The organism is Paraflavisolibacter caeni, from assembly GCF_025628885.1.
In the GTDB taxonomy this organism is placed as follows: domain Bacteria; phylum Bacteroidota; class Bacteroidia; order Chitinophagales; family Chitinophagaceae; genus Flavisolibacter; species Flavisolibacter caeni.
Map to the genome: position 1 here is coordinate 34627 of NZ_JAOTIF010000024.1, position 20139 is coordinate 54765.

General features: G+C 40.2%; 13 protein-coding genes. 11 read left to right on the forward strand and 2 right to left on the reverse strand.

What is annotated here, in order from left to right:
* Nucleotides 1-128 precede the first annotated feature (128 nt).
* The 10 genes from OCK74_RS22130 to OCK74_RS22175 all read left to right on the forward strand — a co-directional run bounded on the left by OCK74_RS22130 (nucleotide 129) and on the right by OCK74_RS22175 (nucleotide 12788).
* Complete coding sequence (locus OCK74_RS22130; RefSeq protein WP_279299275.1) at nucleotides 129-458, forward strand: hypothetical protein; 330 nt, start codon at nucleotides 129-131, stop codon at nucleotides 456-458.
* A gap of 96 nt (nucleotides 459-554) precedes the next feature.
* Nucleotides 555-2147 carry an alpha-amylase family glycosyl hydrolase gene (locus OCK74_RS22135; RefSeq protein WP_279299276.1) on the forward strand — a complete coding sequence of 531 codons (1593 nt, stop codon included), beginning with the start codon at nucleotides 555-557 and terminating at the stop codon, nucleotides 2145-2147.
* A gap of 333 nt (nucleotides 2148-2480) precedes the next feature.
* Nucleotides 2481-2873, forward strand: coding sequence for an HYC_CC_PP family protein (locus OCK74_RS22140; RefSeq protein WP_279299277.1), 393 nt, complete (start codon nucleotides 2481-2483; stop codon nucleotides 2871-2873).
* 134 nt (nucleotides 2874-3007) lie between these two features.
* Nucleotides 3008-4303 carry an efflux RND transporter permease subunit gene (locus OCK74_RS22145; protein WP_279299278.1) on the forward strand — a complete coding sequence of 432 codons (1296 nt, stop codon included), beginning with the start codon at nucleotides 3008-3010 and terminating at the stop codon, nucleotides 4301-4303.
* A gap of 4 nt (nucleotides 4304-4307) precedes the next feature.
* On the forward strand, nucleotides 4308-6242 hold the full coding sequence (locus tag OCK74_RS22150; protein WP_279299279.1) for an efflux RND transporter permease subunit: 1935 nt from the start codon (nucleotides 4308-4310) through the stop codon (nucleotides 6240-6242).
* Nucleotides 6226-7476 carry a TolC family protein gene (locus OCK74_RS22155; RefSeq protein ID WP_279299280.1) on the forward strand — a complete coding sequence of 417 codons (1251 nt, stop codon included), beginning with the start codon at nucleotides 6226-6228 and terminating at the stop codon, nucleotides 7474-7476. Before OCK74_RS22150 ends, OCK74_RS22155 begins: the two co-directional genes overlap by 17 nt.
* A complete protein-coding gene (locus OCK74_RS22160; RefSeq protein ID WP_279299281.1) occupies nucleotides 7454-8800 on the forward strand; it encodes a heavy metal-binding domain-containing protein in 1347 nt (448 codons plus the stop codon). The genes OCK74_RS22155 and OCK74_RS22160 overlap by 23 nt, the downstream gene beginning before the upstream one ends.
* Nucleotides 8801-8808: 8 nt before the next feature.
* Nucleotides 8809-10023 carry an efflux RND transporter periplasmic adaptor subunit gene (locus tag OCK74_RS22165; RefSeq protein WP_279299282.1) on the forward strand — a complete coding sequence of 405 codons (1215 nt, stop codon included), beginning with the start codon at nucleotides 8809-8811 and terminating at the stop codon, nucleotides 10021-10023.
* A 36-nt stretch (nucleotides 10024-10059) separates the two neighbouring features.
* Nucleotides 10060-10623 carry a DUF3347 domain-containing protein gene (locus OCK74_RS22170; protein WP_279299283.1) on the forward strand — a complete coding sequence of 188 codons (564 nt, stop codon included), beginning with the start codon at nucleotides 10060-10062 and terminating at the stop codon, nucleotides 10621-10623.
* Between the two features lie 71 nt (nucleotides 10624-10694).
* A complete protein-coding gene (locus OCK74_RS22175; RefSeq protein ID WP_279299284.1) occupies nucleotides 10695-12788 on the forward strand; it encodes a heavy metal translocating P-type ATPase in 2094 nt (697 codons plus the stop codon).
* Nucleotides 12789-12937: 149 nt separating this feature from the next.
* Here OCK74_RS22175 and OCK74_RS22180 read toward each other — a convergent pair whose 3' ends face one another.
* Together OCK74_RS22180 and OCK74_RS22185 are read right to left on the reverse strand one after the other, a co-directional pair.
* Nucleotides 12938-13726, reverse strand: coding sequence for a response regulator transcription factor (locus OCK74_RS22180; protein WP_279299285.1), 789 nt, complete (start codon nucleotides 13724-13726; stop codon nucleotides 12938-12940).
* An 11-nt stretch (nucleotides 13727-13737) separates the two neighbouring features.
* A complete protein-coding gene (locus tag OCK74_RS22185; RefSeq protein WP_279299286.1) occupies nucleotides 13738-16893 on the reverse strand; it encodes a ligand-binding sensor domain-containing protein in 3156 nt (1051 codons plus the stop codon).
* A 242-nt stretch (nucleotides 16894-17135) separates the two neighbouring features.
* Between OCK74_RS22185 and OCK74_RS22190 the strand changes: the two genes are divergently transcribed.
* Entirely contained in the window at nucleotides 17136-20132 is a 2997-nt protein-coding gene (locus OCK74_RS22190; protein ID WP_279299287.1) for a SusC/RagA family TonB-linked outer membrane protein, read from the forward strand.
* Nucleotides 20133-20139 lie beyond the last annotated feature (7 nt).

The following is a 20139-nucleotide window of genomic DNA, read 5'->3' on the forward strand; positions in this document are numbered from 1 at the left end:
ATAATTTTATAATAGCAAGATTGGCAAACTTTGAAAGGTTTCAATAATAGATATTTGTTCTAGAAAGCCAAACAAATGCAGACCCTCAAACCGAGCGCGACAAACTGGATAGAGAAACTTTAAATACTGTGAAACTAATAGATGTTCTATGGTTTGAAAAAGGTACCAGCAATGTAATTGCAGCCTTTGAGGTGGAGAAAAGTACAAGCATTTATTCAGGTATCTTACGGTTAACAGATTTGTGTTATTCCATTGCTGAAAGCGATAACGTCTTTTACCTGGTTGTACCCGAAAAAAGAGAGAAAGATGTAATACTTCAACTCTCCAGGCCTGCCATCAAAAACATTCATACACCTATAAAATATATACTTTTTTCTGAATTGAGGCAGCATTGCGATGCTTTGTGCAGGTTTGGTGATAGCCACAAGATTATGGAAAAAATTGCCCGCTCGGTTTAGTTACTGAAATCATCAAAAGACCTGATAGTCGTTATCTATTTTGGAAAAATCAATACTTACCTTAAAAGTAAGTATCGTCGGTGGTGATATTTTCTTTTGGTTGACCGTTTTCATGACAGCCATAGCAGGCAAACTGCTGAATTTGAAGTGCGGCACCATGGTTTTGGATCTGGGGAACAATTAACAAAATTATGTGGCGGAACATTGCGTGGTATAACGCAACATCTCGACTATATTAATCAGCTTGGATGTACTGCCATTTGGTTAAGTCCCGTTTTCAAAAACAATCCTGAATCGTATCATGGTTATGCTATTGAAAATTATTTGGAGGTAGATGAACGTTTTGGAACTAAAGCTGATCTGGAAGAACTGGTGGATAAAGCTCATAGCTATGACATGCGGGTGTTTCTCGATATTGTATTACACCACAGTGGCAACAACTGGGGCTATGCAGAAGGGAAGGAATATTTTTATAATGGTGGACTGGAGTTTCCTTTTGGACAGTGGAGATACCCTGACAAGCCTGTTGTACCCATTGAGCTGCGCAATCCTGCTTTGTATAGCCGTAAAGGCCAGATCAAAAATTTCGATGCTTATCCTGAAACCCGTGAAGGAGATTTCTTTACCCTTAAAGCTTTCAGGAGCGATGAATCCTGGGAGGCCATATATGTACAGCAAATCCTAACAGCGATTCATTGTTATTGGATCCGGGAAACAGATGTGGATGGTTTTCGCTTGGATGCCGTAAAGCATATGGGAGCATTAGCTATCAGCCGCTTTTGTTCCAATATACGTGAGTATGCTTATTCGCTTGGTAAGAGAAACTTTTTCCTGTTTGGAGAAGTTGTGGGAGCTGATGACGTTTGCAACCTTTATGTAGGCCCTAAAACACTCGTCACCTATAATGATCAAAACATCTATTATGGCCTGAATTCTGTACTTGATTTTCAATTGTATTTTTTATTGGAAGGTGTCATCAAAGGAAAAGATTCTCCTGGAAGGCTCATAGACAGGTATGTACAGCTACAAAAAAATGCAATAGAGCGTGGAGAATATGGTGAATTCCTTATCACCTTTATTGACAACCATGACCAGATCGGCTTCGACTTTAAAAAGCGCTTTGGGAATAATGCCGCTCCTGAACAGATTATAGCAGGCATAGCTTTCCTGTTATGTGCTTTAGGTACCCCTTGTATTTATTATGGAACCGAACAGGGCTTTGATGGTTGTGGCGAAAATGATAGTGCAATTAGAGAATGCATGTTTAACCTGGAAGATAAAAATACCAACCTCCTAAATACACAATCCGCAATTTACCAGGCCATTGCTGCTATCGCCAGATTCAGAAATGAAAGCAATGTGCTACGGTTTGGCCGAATGTTCGTTCGTGAACTTTCCAATGATGGCATACACTTTCATCTACCTAATTGCCATAAATGCACGCTGGCTTTTTCCAGGGTATTGTTTGATCAGGAGGTTGTATTTATTTATAATTCATCCAATAGTGAAGCAAAAGAAGAATGCATTTTAATAGATGGTCAACTGAATAAAACCCGGAACCTTATGAAAACTGTATATGGTAATAAATGCCATGTGCCTATACATCATTGTGATCAACCAGGTATCGAAATCAGTTACATAAAACTTCACTTAGATCCTATTGAGTTAGTCATTTTGAAAAACTTTTAGTGCATTAAACTCATCATCTTACAATTGAATGTTAGCAACTTAATCTGTTTCAATTCTACCTTGGAAACTAAATCTGGTAGTTTTTATAGTCACATTTAAATTTTGTAATTATAATTTTTAATTATTTGTATTTCAATTAGTTAGGTTTAAACATTTTCAATTATTGTATCTTATTTAATAGGTCAGAATAAAATATAACTTTTTGCAAAATTCTGTAATGTTCAAATCTAGGTTATCGTTTACTTTTGCCTTTAAAAGAATGTTTGTCTAAACTTTGATCTGAAGAATCAAATATCCATTTATCCGGTTTCTTTAAGCATAACTTTTACCCTTTTGAAAAAGTTTTTAGTTACCATATTAGCAATTTTGTATTTCGTAGCTTCCACAGGAGCTACGGTGCACATACATTATTGTATGGGTGAAATGGTTTCCTGGAAACTATGGCATAAAGTAGACCCAAAGAAAAAATGCTCCAAGTGTGGAATGACCAATAAAAAGGGTTGCTGCGAAGACAAACATCAATCCTTAAAGATTGAAAAAGATCAGGTTGCGCCGATACCAAAGTTTGAATATACAGATCTGCAAATTCATGTTGCAGCGCCAACTTATTCCGATTCACCTTCTGCAGTCATACCTTCTTTTGCAATTACAAATCCCAACGCCCACGCACCACCGCGAACAGGTAAAGTGGCCGCTTTTATACGCAACCGCGTTTTCCGTATTTAAATCTTTCTCTTTGATTGAGCCGGACAATACATGTCTGGCTAAAGGCATCTCTATTTGCCTTATTTCCACCTTTTAATGTTGATTATAATCTCGCTTTAGAGCTATTAAAGAATAGCTTAATAATACATAGAATAATGGTACATCGAATTATAGAATGGTCTTTACGCAACCGGTTTATTGTACTGGTGCTGACGGCAGCTTTGTTCGTCTGGGGCTTCCTCAGTGTTCGTAAAAATCCCATTGATGCAATCCCCGACCTTTCAGAAAATCAGGTGATTGTATTTACTGAATGGATGGGCCGCGCACCGCAGTTGATTGAAGACCAGATTACCTATCCTCTTGTAACCAACCTACAAGGAATGCCCAGAATTAAATATGTTCGTGGCACTTCCATGTTTGGTATGAGCTTTATCTACGTCATTTTTGAAGACGATGTAGATATTTATTGGGCCAGGTCACGGGTACTGGAACGCTTAAGTACAATTTCACAAACCCTGCCACAGGGGGTAACTCCTCAATTAGGTCCTGATGGTACTGGTGTTGGTCATATCTTATGGTATACTTTGGATGCCCCGGGGCTTGACCTTGGAGAGCAGCGGGCCGTTCAGGACTGGTATGTAAAATTCGCTTTACAGAATGTCCCCGGAGTAAGTGAAATCGCTTCCTTTGGAGGATTTCAAAAGCAATATTCCATTACGCTGGATCCCAATAAACTGCTTTACTACAAATTGCCGGTAACCAGTGTCATTAATGCGGTAAGAACCAATAACAATGAAAGTGGTGGTCGAAAGTTTGAAATGAGCGAAATCGGCTATATCATCAAAACCTCAGGTTATTTACAATCAATAGAACAGATTCAAAACATCCCCATCAAAAATGTAGGAGGTGTTCCTGTTCGTATTGCTGATGTGGCTACTGTTCAAATGACGGGGGAAACACGTCTGGGCATTTTTGATCAGAACGGTGAAGGTGAAAGGGTAGGAGGAATAGTCGTGATGCGCTATGGCGAAAATGCAGATAAGGTGATCGATGCAGTTAAAAAGAAGATGAACGAAATCGCAAAGGGCTTACCAGAGGGTGCAAAGTTTGATATTGTTTATGACCGTGGTGAGCTGATCAAAGACTCAATAAGTTCTATCAAGAGAACCCTTATAGAAGAAATGATCGTGGTTTCTTTGATCGTGATCATTTTCCTCTTTCACTGGCGCAGCGCATTAAGTATCGTGATCCAGATACCTATTACGCTCGCTATTAGCTTCATTTTGCTCAATGCATTCGGTATATCCTCCAATATCATGTCGCTTACAGGTATTGCCCTGGCTATTGGGGTGATTGTCGATAACGGCATTATCATGAGTGAAAATGCCTATAAACATTTAGCGGAACGGTATGCCCTATGGCAAAAGGAACAAAAAAATAAAACTATTTAGCGATATGAATTTTTTTAAAAGACTTTTTCGAAGGCCAGAACAATGGATCTCAGAAGAAGAAAGGATTCAGGTGATCGAAAAGTCCAGCAAACAGGTCTCGCGGGGCGTTTTCTTTGCCACCGTTATTATCATTACTTCCTTTCTGCCGGTATTTATGTTAACAGGCCAGGAGGGTAAATACTTCCATCCTGTAGCATTTACCAAAACCTTCATCATGATTGTCGATGCTCTTTTGGTAATAACCTTGGCGCCGGTGCTCATTTCTTTTTTTATGAAGGGAAAGTTCAGGCCAGATCAGGCGAACCCTATCAATCACTTTTTAGAAAAGGCATATACCCCTCTGATCAAAGGTGTATTAAAATGGCGAAAAACGACTCTGGCAGTTAATATTATTGCCTTACTGGTAAGTATCCCACTCTTGATGAGTCTGGGTAAGGAGTTTATGCCTCCGCTTGATGAGCAGACCATTTTGTTCATGCCAGTAACGCTTCCGGATATCTCTAATTCAGAAGCAAAAAGAATATTACAGGTTCAGGATAAGATCATCAAATCCGTTCCTGAAGTAGACAAAGTCTTAGGAAAAGCAGGTCGTGCCAGCACCGCTACCGATAATTCCCCCATCAGCATGATTGAAACAATCATTACGCTGAAGCCAAAAGACCAATGGCGGGAAGGCATCACTAAAAAGGATATCATCGCCGAGCTGGATCAAAAACTGCAGATACCTGGTGTCGTAAATGGTTGGACGCAACCTATTATCAATCGTATCAACATGCTTTCTACTGGTGTTAGAACAGATGTAGGGGTAAAAGTGTACGGACAGAATCTCGACACACTTGCATCTGTTTCAGAAAGAGTGAAAACGGTTTTGGAAGGAACACCGGGCATCAGTGATTTATATGTTGAACCTATAACAGGTGGTAAATACTTGAGTATTGATGTAAAGCGTCCTGAACTAAGCCGCTATGGGTTAAGTGTTGATGATGTGAATCAGACTGTAGAAACAGCTTTGGGCGGTGCATCTATTGGTACAACAATCGAAGGCCGCCAGCGTTTCTCCATCAATGTACGCCTGGCACAGGAATTCAGAAACAGTGTGGAAAGAATTAAACGCATTCCTCTTCAGTCCCCTGTTTTTGGTGAAGTGCCGCTTTCTGCAGTAGCAGATGTGAAATTCGAAGACGGTCCACCAATGATTAACTCCGAAAATGCTTTATTGCGCGGTGCTGTATTATTTAATGTAAGGGACAGGGATTTGGGTAGCACTGTGGAAGAAGCTATTCGGAGAATGAATAAACAGAAAGGTGTTTTACCGGAAGGTTATTTCCTGGAGTGGAGTGGTCAATATGAAAACTTGATCAGCGGCCAGCGCACTTTAATGTGGATTGCTCCTGTGGTGCTCATCATTATTTTCTTTTCTTTATACTTTGCTTTTCACTCTGTTCGAGAGGCATTTTTAAGCCTCATTACAGTTCCCTTTGCTTTAATTGGTGGAGCCTATATTATTTACTTCTGGGGAGTCAATCTTTCGGTGGCTGTAGCAGTGGGTTTTATTGCTTTGTTTGGTATTGCTGTGGAGACCGGTATTGTCATGGTAATTTATCTCAATGATGCCATGCACCAACTAATAAGACTTAAAGGGAATTCAAGCGAAACGATCACAAAAGAAGACATAAAGGAATATGTCATTCATGGCGCAGCGAAACGCTTACGTCCTAAGCTCATGACGGTCTGCGTTTCATTGTTTGGTTTGGTACCTGTTCTTTGGTCCACTGGCGTAGGTACAGACGCCATGAAGCCCATTGTGCTCCCTATGATTGGTGGTGTATTGACGTCGGCTGTGCATATCCTGTTGGTGACGCCCCTTATCTTTTTAATGGCAAAAGAATACGAATTACGCAAATATGGAAAACTGGAGGTGTATGATGTTCCTCACTAGAAAAATAGCCTGGATTTTAATGTTGCTGCCTTTGCAGCTTTTTAGCCAGCAGGTGCCTGTATTATCACTTGATTCAGTACTGCAAAGAATTGATCAAAATAATGTACTTCTTCAAAGCTACGGCCTCCGTGCCAAAGGCTATAAATATAGTGCAGAAGCAGCTACAGCCTGGATGGCACCAATGGTGGGCGTAGGTACGTTCATGACGCCTTATCCGTTCCAAAAAGTAATGGAAGATAGGGACAAGGGATCCATAATGCTGAGGGCTGAACAGGATATTCCAAACAGGGCAAAGCTAAATGCCAAGAAGAATTACATCGCATCCCAAGGTAATGTTGAATTGGCCACAAGAGCCGTAACCCTGAATGATTTTAAGGCCCAGGCCAAAAGCCTGTACTATAACTGGCTGGTGGCTGAGGAACGCATCAAAGTGCTGCAACAAAACGAAAGGATAATGATAACTATGAAAAAGATAGAAGAGGTGCGTTATCCCTACAATCAGTCTCAATTAGGCAATGTATATAAAATAGATGCACGCATAGAAGAGAACAGGAACATGATCCGGATGCAGGAAGGGGAAATAGCCAAGGCAAGGGCTTGGTTAAATAGCCTGATGAATAAACCTGGTAATGAAGAATTTGCAATTGATACCAGCTATGCCCCTGTATTTAATCCTGCTTCTCATGATACATCTTCTCTGGCGAATGTTCGCGGGGATGTATTCAAAATGAATGAAAGCATTCGTTCCATGCAGTTAAATATCGAGTCCATGAAACAGGAAAGGAAGCCTGATTTCAGGGTCCAGTTCGACCACATGAGTCCGTTTGATAACATGATGCCTAGAGCCTTTTCTGCAATGGGTATGATCTCTATTCCCATCGTGCCCTGGGCTTCAAAAATGTATAAGTCAGAAGTAAAGGCCATGCAATACAATGTACAGGCAATGGTAAAAGAGAAATCATCTATGTTACAGGAAACACAGGGAATGCTATACGGAATGCAGGCTGAAATCCAATCCATGCAAAAGCGAATCCAGGGGTTAGAAACCAAGGTGATTCCCTCAATGCAAAAGTCTTTGGATGCCAACTTCATCAATTACCAGGAAAATAAACTGCAGATACCAGTAGTCATAGATGCCTGGGAAGCATTAAACATGCTGAAGATGGACCTGCTCAATGAAAAACAAAAATTGTATCAAATGATCGTTGATTATGAAAAAGAGATCTATCGTTAGACTATGCATATTCTTTTTGTTCGCTGTGACGGCACTTGCTGCTTGTAAAAGCAAGGACAATAATCAAATTGCCAGTGAACACAATCATAAAGCAAAACAGGAGTATACCTGTCCTATGCATCCCCAGATTGTTCAGGACAAGCCTGGCAAATGTCCAATATGTGGCATGACCTTAGTGCCCAAACATATTCCTGGTACAGAAACTAAAATTGACAGTGGCCTTGCACACCTTATAAAACCAGTCAATGAGCTGGTCGTTGCAAATATTTCAACTATAAAGCCAGAGAGCGGTACACGAATTTTCTCCATGCAGGTACAGGGTTCAATTACTTATGATACCCGAAGTCAAACAAGTATATCAAGCCGTGTTACTGGTAGGGTAGAAAGGTTGTTAATTAAATACAATTATCAGCCTGTTCAAAAAGGACAATTGATCATGGAGATTTATTCCCCTGATTTAGCTGCAGCACAGAGGGAGTTATTGTTTATTTATCAAACCGATAGGAACGATAACATGTTTCAAAAAGCAAAACAAAGATTGCTTTTACTAGGCATGCAGGAAGCCCAAATTCGCGGGATCCTGAAAACAGGAAAGATTTTATACCGCATACCTGTTTACAGCAATACAAGTGGTTACATCTTGGAAAAGTCAACAGCTACTGGTGGTACTGCGCCTACCCCAGCTATACCCTCATCTTCAGCTGCTACCACTGGTGGAGATGGAATGAGCGGAATGAGTTCAGGAAGTAGCTCTTCTCGCAGTGTTGGTAGCAGTCCGGTTTCTAATGAAAATACCCCAGTACTCTTGCGTGAAGGTCAATATGTCAATGCAGGGCAAACCTTGTTTACCATTTATAATAACATTAGCCTTGTGGCTGAATTTTCTTTTGATCCATACTTAGCGTCACAGATTAAAAAAGGGCAAAAGCTGGTTTTTTATAAAACCTCAGATCCGGAAACTGTTTATTCCGGGTCCATTGGTCTGATACAACCCACTTTTCGGGCAGGTAGCAATTTCACCTTAGCAAGAGTTTATTTAAAAGACCCACGCTTTCAGGTCAGTCAGTTGGTTACAGCCAACATTCCTGTAGTCAACAAAGGCTGGTGGGTTCCACAAAGTGCTGTACTGGTATTGGGTAGCCGGTCTATTGTGTTCAAGAAAGAAAACGGAGTATTCACACCAAAAACAGTACAAACGAAAATGAATGCTGAAGGAATGGTCTTAATCAATGATGATGTCAGTGGGTGGGATATCGCAAGAAATGCAGCTTATTTAGTGGACAGTGAAAGCTTCATTAAACTCAATTCCAATAATCTAAAGTAACAGTAGCCATGAACAGGAAAGACTTTCTTAGAAATATATCCATAGCAGTGTTGGTGCCATCTGTCTTGCTTGCTGCTTGCGTAGATAAAAAAACAAATACTGCTGCAGGTAGCAAAGAGCAAACCTACACTTGCCCGATGCACCCGCAAATTGTTCAGAATAAACCAGGCACTTGTCCTATCTGCGGAATGGACCTGATTCCATTCGACAAAAGCAGTCCTGCGGATGTATTAACATTAGGAGCAAGCCAGCAGGCCTTAGCGAACATAACAACAATAACCATTGGCACAAATGAGTTTTCCAGCTTCACACAATTGAATGGCCGCCTGACCATCAATCCCGAGCAGACAACTTATGTATCTAGCCGTGTTCCGGGCAGAATTGAAGTATTATATATAAAGGAAACTGGTGTCCGGATTATTAAAGGTCAGCCACTTTATAAAATATACTCAGAACAACTTTCTACCTTGCAACAGGAATATATGTTAATGGCAGACCAGGCTGCCTCTTTTCCAGGCGACCAGCGCTTCCAACAAATGGAAAAAGCAGCCAGGCAAAAATTGTTGCTCTATGGCCAAACCGAGGCACAGTTAAGTGCACTTGTCAGAAGCAAAAAGACAGATCCGTTCGTAACCTATTTTGCTCCTGAATCAGGAGTTGTTGCAGAACTTTCAATTGCAGAAGGTCAATATGTACCAGAAGGTGGTACCATAATGAAGCTGGAAGCTTATAATCAACTATGGGTAGAAGCCGACGTATACCCATCTGAAGCTGACAAGGTGAAAACCGGCCAGCAGGTGAAAGTGATTGTTGCCGGGTATGAAGACCGGCCACAAGCCATGACCATTAGCTTTATTACTCCGTCTTTACAGGCTGGAAGCCAGGTTATGCAAATACGTGGTACAATACCTAATCCAAACAATCAATGGCAACCTGGCTTACAAGCCATTGTTTTACTTTCTTCAACCAATAAAGGAAAAGCTTTGACCTTACCTATGGATGCCGTGATCAGGGATGGCAATGGTGCCCATGTATGGGTAGAGAAGGATAAAAACAAGTTTCAGTCTAAGATGGTTACAACTGGAATGGAAAATTTCGACCAGGTAGAAATTACAAGCGGGTTAGAAGAAGGTGAAAAAGTTGTCGTTACCGGCGCCTATCTTTTAACCAGCGAGTTTGTACTGAAAAAAGGTAAAAACCCCATGGCAGGGCATAATCATTAAAAACTTTATATAACGCTAAACAAAAAACCAAACAAAATGAAACATTTAATCAGAGTGGCATTGCCTCTAGTTGCAGCTTTTACTTTAGCTGCTTGCGGAAATCAAAACAGCGAAAGCAAAGAAGAAAGTCAAGAAGGCCATGATCATGCCGCAATGGAAAAAGAACAAGCTACTACTCAACAACCAACCGGTCCTGTAAAAATCAAAGACGACAGGCTCAATGCAGTGTATCAACACTACATTCATTTAACCACTGCACTCACCAATAGTGATGCTGCCGAAGCTAAAATTGCAGCCAATGCTATAGAAGCAGGTTCCAAAGAGTTGGATGGAGGTTCTTCAATTGCTTCCTCAGCAGCTAAAATCACCGCTGCCTCAAATATAGATGCGCAAAGGACAGCATATTCCAAGCTAAGTAATGACATGATTGCTTTAGTAAAAAAGTCTGGTTTATCCGGTGGAGAGCTGTACGTAGATTTCTGTCCAATGGCTCTTAATGAAAAAGGTGCCAACTGGATCAGTGCTAGCAAAGAAATCCGTAATCCTTATTTAGGAGAAAAAATGATGAAATGTGGTGAAGTAAAAGACACAATAAAATAAATGCTTGAATAAAAAGCAGAACCTATTAACCAGGTTCTGCTTAACTCCTCATTCAATAAAACTGAATGCTCATGGACCATAATCATCACCATAACCAGTATAAAAATCACCAAAAGCAACCAGAACACACATCTCCAGTGCACCATAACAGCCATCAGCATCCTGCCATGAACCACGATCATTCTGCTGGTAAAGATACTCTGGGCCATATGCACGACAAACACGCCGGTCATCATACAGAAGACTTTCTAAAGCGTTTTTGGGTTTGCTTGATTGTAACCATACCCATCTTGCTCTTATCCCACATGATCCAGCAATGGCTGGGTTTTGAATTGAGATTCACCGGCGATAAATATGTTCTGTTAATCCTGGGCACTTTTGTCTATTTCTATGGAGGCATGCCCTTTCTTAAAGGCATGGTTTCTGAAATAAAAGACAACGCTATTGGCATGATGACCCTTGTCGCTTTAGCAATCAGCGTTGCATTTATCTATAGTGGTGCAGTTGTGTTTGGTCTTCAGGGAATGGATTTCTTTTGGGAGTTAGCTACTTTGATCGATATTATGCTGTTGGGCCACTGGTTGGAGATGCGTTCCCAGATGGCAGCTTCCAGGGCACTAGAAAGTTTAGTTGCCTTGTTACCTTCCAAAGTTCACTTAGAAAGAAATGGAAGTGTAGTAGATATTGATCTAAAGGACCTTAAGAATAACGATGTCGCTTTGATTAAACCAGGAGAAAAGATCCCGGCAGATGGAATGGTTCTGGAAGGTAGTTCTAATGTCAATGAAAGTATGCTTACCGGTGAAAGTGTACCTGTAAGGAAAGAAAAAGAAGCAAAAGTGATTGGTGGTTCCATCAATGGAGATGGTTTTTTAAAAGTAAAAATCACTGGTGTTGGTTCAGACAGTTACCTCAACAAGGTAATCAATATGGTACAGTCGGCGCAAAACGCGAAATCAAGGACTCAGAACCTTGCAGATAGAGTAGCAAAATGGCTTACTATTATAGCAATCATTATAGGCGCAGCAACATTCATTTACTGGTTCACTGCAGGAAGGGATCTGGCATTTGCCTTGGAAAGGATGGTAACAGTTATGGTCACAGCTTGCCCCCATGCCTTAGGCGTTGCAATTCCACTGGTTGTAGCCTTATCCACAAGCCTGTCAGCAACGCATGGCCTGTTGATCCGTAACCGCACCGCCTTTGAAAATGCAAGAAAGTTAACGACCATTATTTTTGACAAAACTGGCACACTCACAAACGGCTCTCACGAAGTACAAAAGGTGATCCCTCTAAATAACCAATACAGTGAAAATGACATTTTGCAATACGCCGCTGCCGTACAGCAAAATTCAGAACACCACATTGCCCATGGTATTTTAAGAAAGCTAAAAGAAAAAAACTTGCCATTATGGAGAGTTGAAAATTTTAATTACATGCAGGGTATAGGTGTCGGTGGTACTGTAAATGGTAGATCAGTATTGTCTGTTGGTCCTAACTATTTCAAGCAAAATAATACAACGTCCCCTGAAGTCCCAAGTTCTATCGATCAGAATGTAGAAACCATTAGTTTCCTAATAATCGATAACCAACCAGTAGGAATTATTACTCTTGCTGATGCTATTAGGGAAACATCAGCGGAAGCGGTTCAGGAATTAAAAGGAATGAACATCAAATCATTCCTGCTAACAGGGGACAATGAAAGAATTGCCAGTGCAGTATCTTCCAAATTAGGCATGGATGGTTACCTGGCCAATGTGCTCCCGCACGACAAACAGAATAAATTAAAAGAGTTCCAGGACAAAGGTGAAATAGTGGCCATGACTGGAGATGGTGTCAATGATGCTCCAGCGCTATCCCAGGCAGATGTTGGAATTGCAGTTGGCTCTGGTACCGATGTAGCTGCCGAGACTGCAGATATCATATTGGTCAATAGCGATCCAAAAGACGTAGTCAATATGATTGCCTTCGGCAGAGCAACCTACCGGAAAATGGTGCAAAACCTATTCTGGGCGGTAGGGTACAACGTAGTTGCCATTCCACTGGCAGCAGGTATCTTGTACCCAACATTTATCCTAAGTCCAGCAATGGGTGCTGTGCTCATGAGTTTAAGCACTGTCGTTGTAGCTTTAAATGCACAACTATTGAAAGGACAGTTTAGATAAATAAAACTTATTAATACTCTATTCAGCAAGAAAGTATTAGCTGGAAAAAACATAGAGCGAGACCACAATGAGCATGGCAATAGCAGGGGACCATCGCTATCTTTAAACAACAAAACAAGATTCAAAGGAAAAAGGTAGTATTAGTGCTATTACTCCGCCTTAGATTTCAAACTTCTTCCAGATAATTTACTATTCATGTATTCAGTAGGTGTCATTTTGAATTGCTTATGAAAGTCCCTTGTAAAGTTTGACTGGTGATGATAACCGATCATGTCAGAAACTTCATAAATTTTATATTGACCATCAATCAATAGTTCTGCTGCTTTTTTTAGCCTTGTGAGTGTGATCAATTCATAAGGTGTCATATTTGAAATAGCCTTGATCTTTCTGAATAAGGTGGGCCTGCTCATATTCATGATTTTGGCCAGCTTTTCCACATCCAGATCTACATCTTCTATGTTTTTGTATATTATTTCATGTAAGGTTTCAAGAAAACGTTCATCTGTTTTCGAATGAGCTATACTCTTTAAATGTACGAGCGGTGAACTTGCAAAATACTCCCTGATCATATTCCGGTTAGAAAGCAAACTTGCAATTTGTGCTTGCAAATGCTCTTTTGAGAAAGGCTTTTCAATATAAGCGTCCGCCCCAAGTTCCAGGCCGTCTACTTTCGATTGAATGGTATTTTTTGCAGTAAGTAATATAATGGGGATATGACAATATTCTAAGTTCGACTTGATGGTTTTACACAACTCAAAGCCATTCATTTCCGGCATCATAACATCACTGATAACCAGATGAACTGCTTCCTTATTTAATATTTGCAAAGCTTCCTGTCCATTATCTGCTGTCAATATGGAATATTTTTTACTTAATATCAAGGTCAGGTATTCTAAGATATCTTCTTCGTCATCTACAAGCAATATTGGCGGTAACATAGTTTCAATGTTTATTTGATCAGTTGGTTTTTAATTTTGTCATTTTTCGAATATTGATAACTTTCAGGTTGTAGTGGTAAGTTAAGTATAAAACAGTTCATTCCGTTTTGGGAATCTTTCACGTATAAGTTCCCCTGATGTAATTCTGTTAACGACTTTGCAAGAGATAATCCGATCCCGGTACCTTTCTGCTTCCTGTTTTCTTTCAGCCGGAAAAATGGTTCAAATATTTTTTCTTTCATTTCAGCGGGTATAAGATATCCATCATTTTGAAACTCTATGGAGATCAATTGATCATTTTGCTGTAATGGGTAAAGTTTAATATTTACTGCATTGTCGGCATATTTTACTGCATTGCTGAAAAGATTGCTCAGGATTTTATTTAAGGCTTCTTCATCAGCAAATAAATATAGATCACCAGGTGGGATATCGAGCGTGAAACGTAAATTTCTTTTTAGGGCAAGATGTTGAAAATTCTCGGATGTTTCAATTAATAGTTGCGTCATATTTACTTTAGAAAAATCAATGCTGAAGCTATTGATTTCTAATTGCCTGAAGTCAAGAATTTGAGTAACAAGATCAAGTAGCCGCTTTGTGTTTTTTTCCAGGATCATTACCATTCCTTTTAACCCAGGCATTTCATCCTTCACTTCAATCAAATGATCAACTGGTCCCTTGATCAGTGTAAGAGGTGTTTTTATTTCATGAGCTACATTGGTGAAAAAATCAATTTTAGCTTCATAAATTTCCTTTTCTTTCTTTTCTTCAGTTCTGCGATGATAACTGCGTATTAGGTAGAATAATAAGGCACATATAATGAGTGTATATAAACTTTTAGCCCATATAGTTGCCCAGAAAGGCGGTAGTATTTTGATCATTAATTTCACTTCTTCTGCACTCCAGTTTCCCCCGAATATGGCTGCTTTAACTTTGAATGTATAGGTTCCTGGTAACAGTTCTGTGAAATAAACCTTCCTGTTGGTCTTTAGATAAGTCCAGTCCTTATCAAGTCCTTCCAGTCTGTAAGCATAATTGGTCATTTCAGGGGCTGTGAAACTTAAAGCTGCGAAGTCAATGCTAAACGATGATTGGTTGTATTTCAATTCAATTTCTTTGGTGTAGGAAATAGACTCTTTCAAAGGTGATCCTTCATTCCGGGCAAAGACTTCTTTATTATTCAATTGAAATCCTGTAATGTATACAGGAGGTGTAAAGGTGTTTGGAATGAATTGTGATGGCTGGAAGCTGATAAAGCCAGATACATTTCCGAAATACAGCCTTCCATCAGCATCCTTATAAGCAGAGTTATAATTGAACTGGTCACTTAAAAGTCCATTCGATTTACTGTAAACCACAATTTCTCCGTTACCAGGATTAAAAGCGACCAATCCTTTTGAAGTACTGAGCCATAATTTTTTATAGTTATCTTCAAGTATCCCATACACAACATTACTGGGCAATCCTTCCTTTGTAGTATACCTGGTAAAGTTTTTAAGGGTTGGATTGTATTTACTGAACCCGTTTTCAGTTGCCAGCCAGAGGTTTTGATTGCTGTCTTCATACAAATCGTTGATCCTGTTTCCATTGATGCTGTTTTTATTGAAGGCTTCATTTTTAAAGTTTCCCTGCGCACCTGTCCGTGGATTATAGTAATAAACTCCATCTCTATAGGTGCCAACCCATAAGGTATGGTCATTACGCTCCAATATTTTAGTATAAAATAAATAATCCGGAAACCCGGTCATTGTGGAAAAACTTCCATTGTTCCTGTTATACCGGTATAAGCCTCTTGCAGTTGCTATGATGATTTCTCCCGACTTTGTAAGGTGTATATCATGAATAAAATTGTTTTTTAGTGAGTATCTCTTATTGCTTGCATCGTAGTGCCTGATCACTTTCCCCGTTTTAATATCCATTACATCCATTCCATGCTCAAAAGTCCCGATCCAAAGTTCATTTCCGTTTGCAAACAATCCGTGAATATTGGAATAGGATATACTGCTTTTAGAACCGGTAGGTTGAAAATGTTCATAGAATCCTGTTTTTGTGTTCAGTTTATTCAGCCCTGCATCCTCAGTGCCTATCCATAAATTGCCATACTGGTCTTCGCAAAACTCCCGCACTACTTTTCCCATCAAGGAGTTTTTACTGATGGTAGGATAAGCTTTATGAAATGAATTGAACTGTTTGGAATAGTAGTTAGCCCCGCCAAAATAGGTGCCGGCCCAGATACCGCCTTCTTTGTCCTTGTATAAAGTATAAACCGCATTGTCTGAAACAGAATATGGATCCCCGAACTTGTTTTTGAGATTGATGATACCCTTTGTTTTTAAATTGTAAATGAATATTCCACTTTCTGTTGCAATCCAATATTCCTTGTCATTACTCTTGATGAAATCCCTTACGAAAATTCCTGTTTTATCAGCATTGTAGGTAAGGATATCGGTATAAGCACCTGATTTTACATTGAATGATTTTACACCCTGGTTCGAAGTGCCTATCAATAGCATCGTGTCATTTATAGCATAGATTTCTTCAATCCATTTTGATACACTCTTTTTGGAATGTTCAAAAACATCATAACTGTAAAATGAATCATGTAAAGGATCATACTGTTTGATAGTGCCATCATCTGATGATACCCAAATAGATCCGTTCGGTGAAGAGCAGATAGAAGTCGCATTGAAGAATTGATTCGTTGGATAGGTTTGATGCAACTTCTTTTCTTTATGATACTTGTGAATCGTTAATCCTGAAATGAACCAGATATTTCCTTGTTTATCAATTTCTATATCCCTGATTTCATTATCTGTTCCTTTCAGCAAACTGAAGCTTTCGGAATTGGCATCATATTGATACAGGCCATTACTACTGCCTACCCACAATACACCATTGTTATCTTCATGGAGACTTAAAATAAAGTTATTGCCAATACTAGCTTTATCATCCGGATCATTTCTAAACACCTTGAATGTATAACCATCAAACCTGTTTAATCCATCTTTTGTTCCAAACCATAGAAAGCCATTTTTATCCTGCAAACTGCAGAAAACAGAATTATTGGAAAGCCCGTTTTCAACTTTGTAATGTTTGAAATAATAGTTCTGTGCAGAGGCACATGCATTGGTAATTATTAAGAAGAATACTAAAAATAGGCTCTTATTCAATGGTATACAAAAGTTTAGATATATAAATGTAGCTGCAATACATATATTCTGGTCTTTAAAAATACTTCTAACTGGTGGTAGAAAGATTGATATTTTTTGATAAAATTCTGATACTTATTGATCAAAAGATCTTCTGCCATATTCTTTCCTTTACACAAGTAATTTAAAAGACAGGCCCTTAAATCTAGTGACATTGACCCTTTGGAGGGTTATTATTCTATAAAAACGATTAAACAGCCAAAATGAAAATGAAAAAACGATTGTTTCACTATGCCATGGGAACATGTGCTGCGCTTTTATTCAGTATGCAGTTACTTGCCCAGCATTCGATCAAAGGTCAGTTGCGCTCAGCCAACGGAGAACCTCTAAGTGGCGCAACAATTATCCTCAAAGGAACCAATAAGTCTGTAGTTACTGATGAAAAGGGGGCATTTTCCCTTGATGTTCCTGTTGGAAGTACGTTGGTGGTGAGTTATGTTGGTTACACTCCACAGGAAATTAAGGTAACAAATCAGTCTGCACTTGATGTACAGTTGCAGCCATCAACAGCACAGGATTTACAACAAGTGATCGTAGTTGGCTATGGAACCCAGCAAAAAAAGGACCTGACTGGTGCCATATCATTGGTTAAAGCTTCTGAAGTTCAAAAAAGGCAAGCAACTACCGTTGCTGAAGCGATGCAGGGATTGGCTTCCGGAGTATATGTCAGAGGTGGAGGCCGTCCGGGTTCTGAGGCAAATATTCAGATCAGGGGAATCAAGAACCTGAGCAACAGCAATCCTTTATATGTGATCGATGGTATGATCACAACGGCAAACCGCGACTTCAATCCCAACGATATAGAATCCATCCAAATCTTAAAGGATGCTTCTGCAGCTGCCATTTATGGCTCTAGGGCTGCTAACGGCGTGATCATTATTACCACTAAAAAGGGGCGCCAGGGACCAATGAAAGTTGAGTTCTCCGGCAAAAGCAGCTTAGAGGTAACGCCTCGATTTGAGCTTGCTGAAACAGAAGAGTTTGCCCGGCTGAACAATATGGCATATGACAATGCAGGCAAGCCCAGGCAACAATTGGATATGTCTGTGAATACAGACTGGCAGGATGAAGCCTTCCAGGTGGGAAATATGCATGATTATAACCTGGCTTTTTCCGGTGGAAGTTCCAACGGAAGTTATATGGTATCGGGGGGCTATTTTGGTAACAAAGGAACAGTTATTAGCACAAACTTCGACCGTTTAAGTTTCAGGGTCAATACGCAGGGCTCAAAGGGGATTTTCAGTATCGGTGAAAACCTGGCGATCTCAAATTCCAAGACTGATGAAATGTCCGGAAATCCTTATGCAGACGTAACCCGGCTGCTTCCGACAATTCCGGTTCATGACCCCGCTAACCCGGGTGGCTATGGTTATGGCAATGAAGCAAAAGCAAGAACATTTGGTACCAACCCTGTGGCGATTGCAAATCTTGAGGACAGGACCAATGAGAACTTCCGGGTACGTGGTAACCTCTGGTCCGAATTGAAATTTTTACCATTCCTCAAATACAGGTTGAACCTGGGTTACGAAACCAGTAATGATCACTACGACTATTTGAGAAAAGAGGGCAACTGGACACTCAATCAGCCTTATGATCCTGCCATTGCCGAAGAAAACAGGGCCAGATGGCAATCCGGGCTGGTTGAAAATACTTTATCCTTTAATAAAACATTTGGCAGTCATTCAGTGAATGCGGTTGTTGGACAAACGTATCAAAGGGATGATTACGCCAGGATTTCCGGAAGGAAACGTAATATCATCAGGAGTTCAACTGGTGAGTTCATCGATGTTTTGGATCAGGGCAACGAACCCCAGACCGGAGGCTATAACCAACGTGCTGTTTTGCTTTCCTATTTGGGCAGGGTAGAATATAACTATGCCGATAAGTATTTATTAAATGCAGTCATTCGCAGGGATGGAACATCAAGATTAAGTACCGCAAATCAATGGGGCAACTTCCCTTCTGTTTCCGCTGCGTGGAGGATATCTAAAGAGTCTTTCTTTAATGTAGATTGGATCAACGACCTGAAATTAAGAGCAAGTTATGGTACGTTGGGAAGCAGCAATATCGGTTATTGGGATTACCTCGCTACGATCAATACCTTTTCTACGATTGCAATGGGCGCCGACCAGCATATCGAATCGGGAGCTACCGTAGTTCGCTTGGTCAACGATGATCTGAAATGGGAAAAGTTAACGCAAAAGAACATTGGTATCGATGCTACATTCTTGAATAACAGGTTGTCATTGACTGCTGAATATTACATTGCAGATACGAAAGATGTCCTGACCGCAATGCCTATTGCCTATACTACTGGTAATGATGGAGGCAATCCAGTTGTGAATGCTGCCAGCCTGAGGAACAAGGGTTTTGAGTTATCGGCAACATATAGGGAGGACCTCAAGCCCTTTAAATACTACGCTACAGCCAACATAACAACTTTGAAAAATAAAGTATTGGAACTGGGCTACGGCAGAAACAACATTTATGTGGGCAACACAGTAACCGAGATTGGCAAACCTATAGGCATGTGGTATGTGCTGGAAACCGATGGCCTTTTCCAAAGCCAGCAAGAGGTAGATAATTATAAAAATAAGGATGGCAAGGTTATCCAGCCCACTTCAAAACCCGGCGATATCCGTTTCAAGGATAACAATGGCGATGGCCAGATCACCAATGCAGATAAAGCTTTAGTGGGTATTCCCTGGTCCGATTGGGAGCTGGGCTTGAATTTGGGTGCTTCTTACAAAAACTTTGAATTGTCCATGAACTGGTTTGGCGCTTTTGGAGCTACTGTGTATAACGGAATGAAAAGCCTGGTCGACCGTTTTGACGACAATAGCAATTACAGGAAAGGAATTCAACCTTGGACTCCGGAGAACACGAACACCGATGTTCCAAGGGCCTATTATGGATCAACACTCAATTCAAGGGGTGATACCAAAAGGTTCCTGGAAAATGGCAGCTTTATGCGTTTGAAATACATTGGCATTGCCTATAACCTTCCACCTTCATTGACCAATAAGATAGGTTTCTCTAATGCTTCAGTAACACTGTCAGGACAAAACCTGATCACATTTACAAAGTATGATGGATTAGATCCGGAGTTTAACAACTCAAGCATCTACGAAAGGGGCTTTGATAACTACTCATTCCCTAATTTAAAAATGTACTCCCTGGGCTTGCAATTTGGTTTCTAATCCTTAA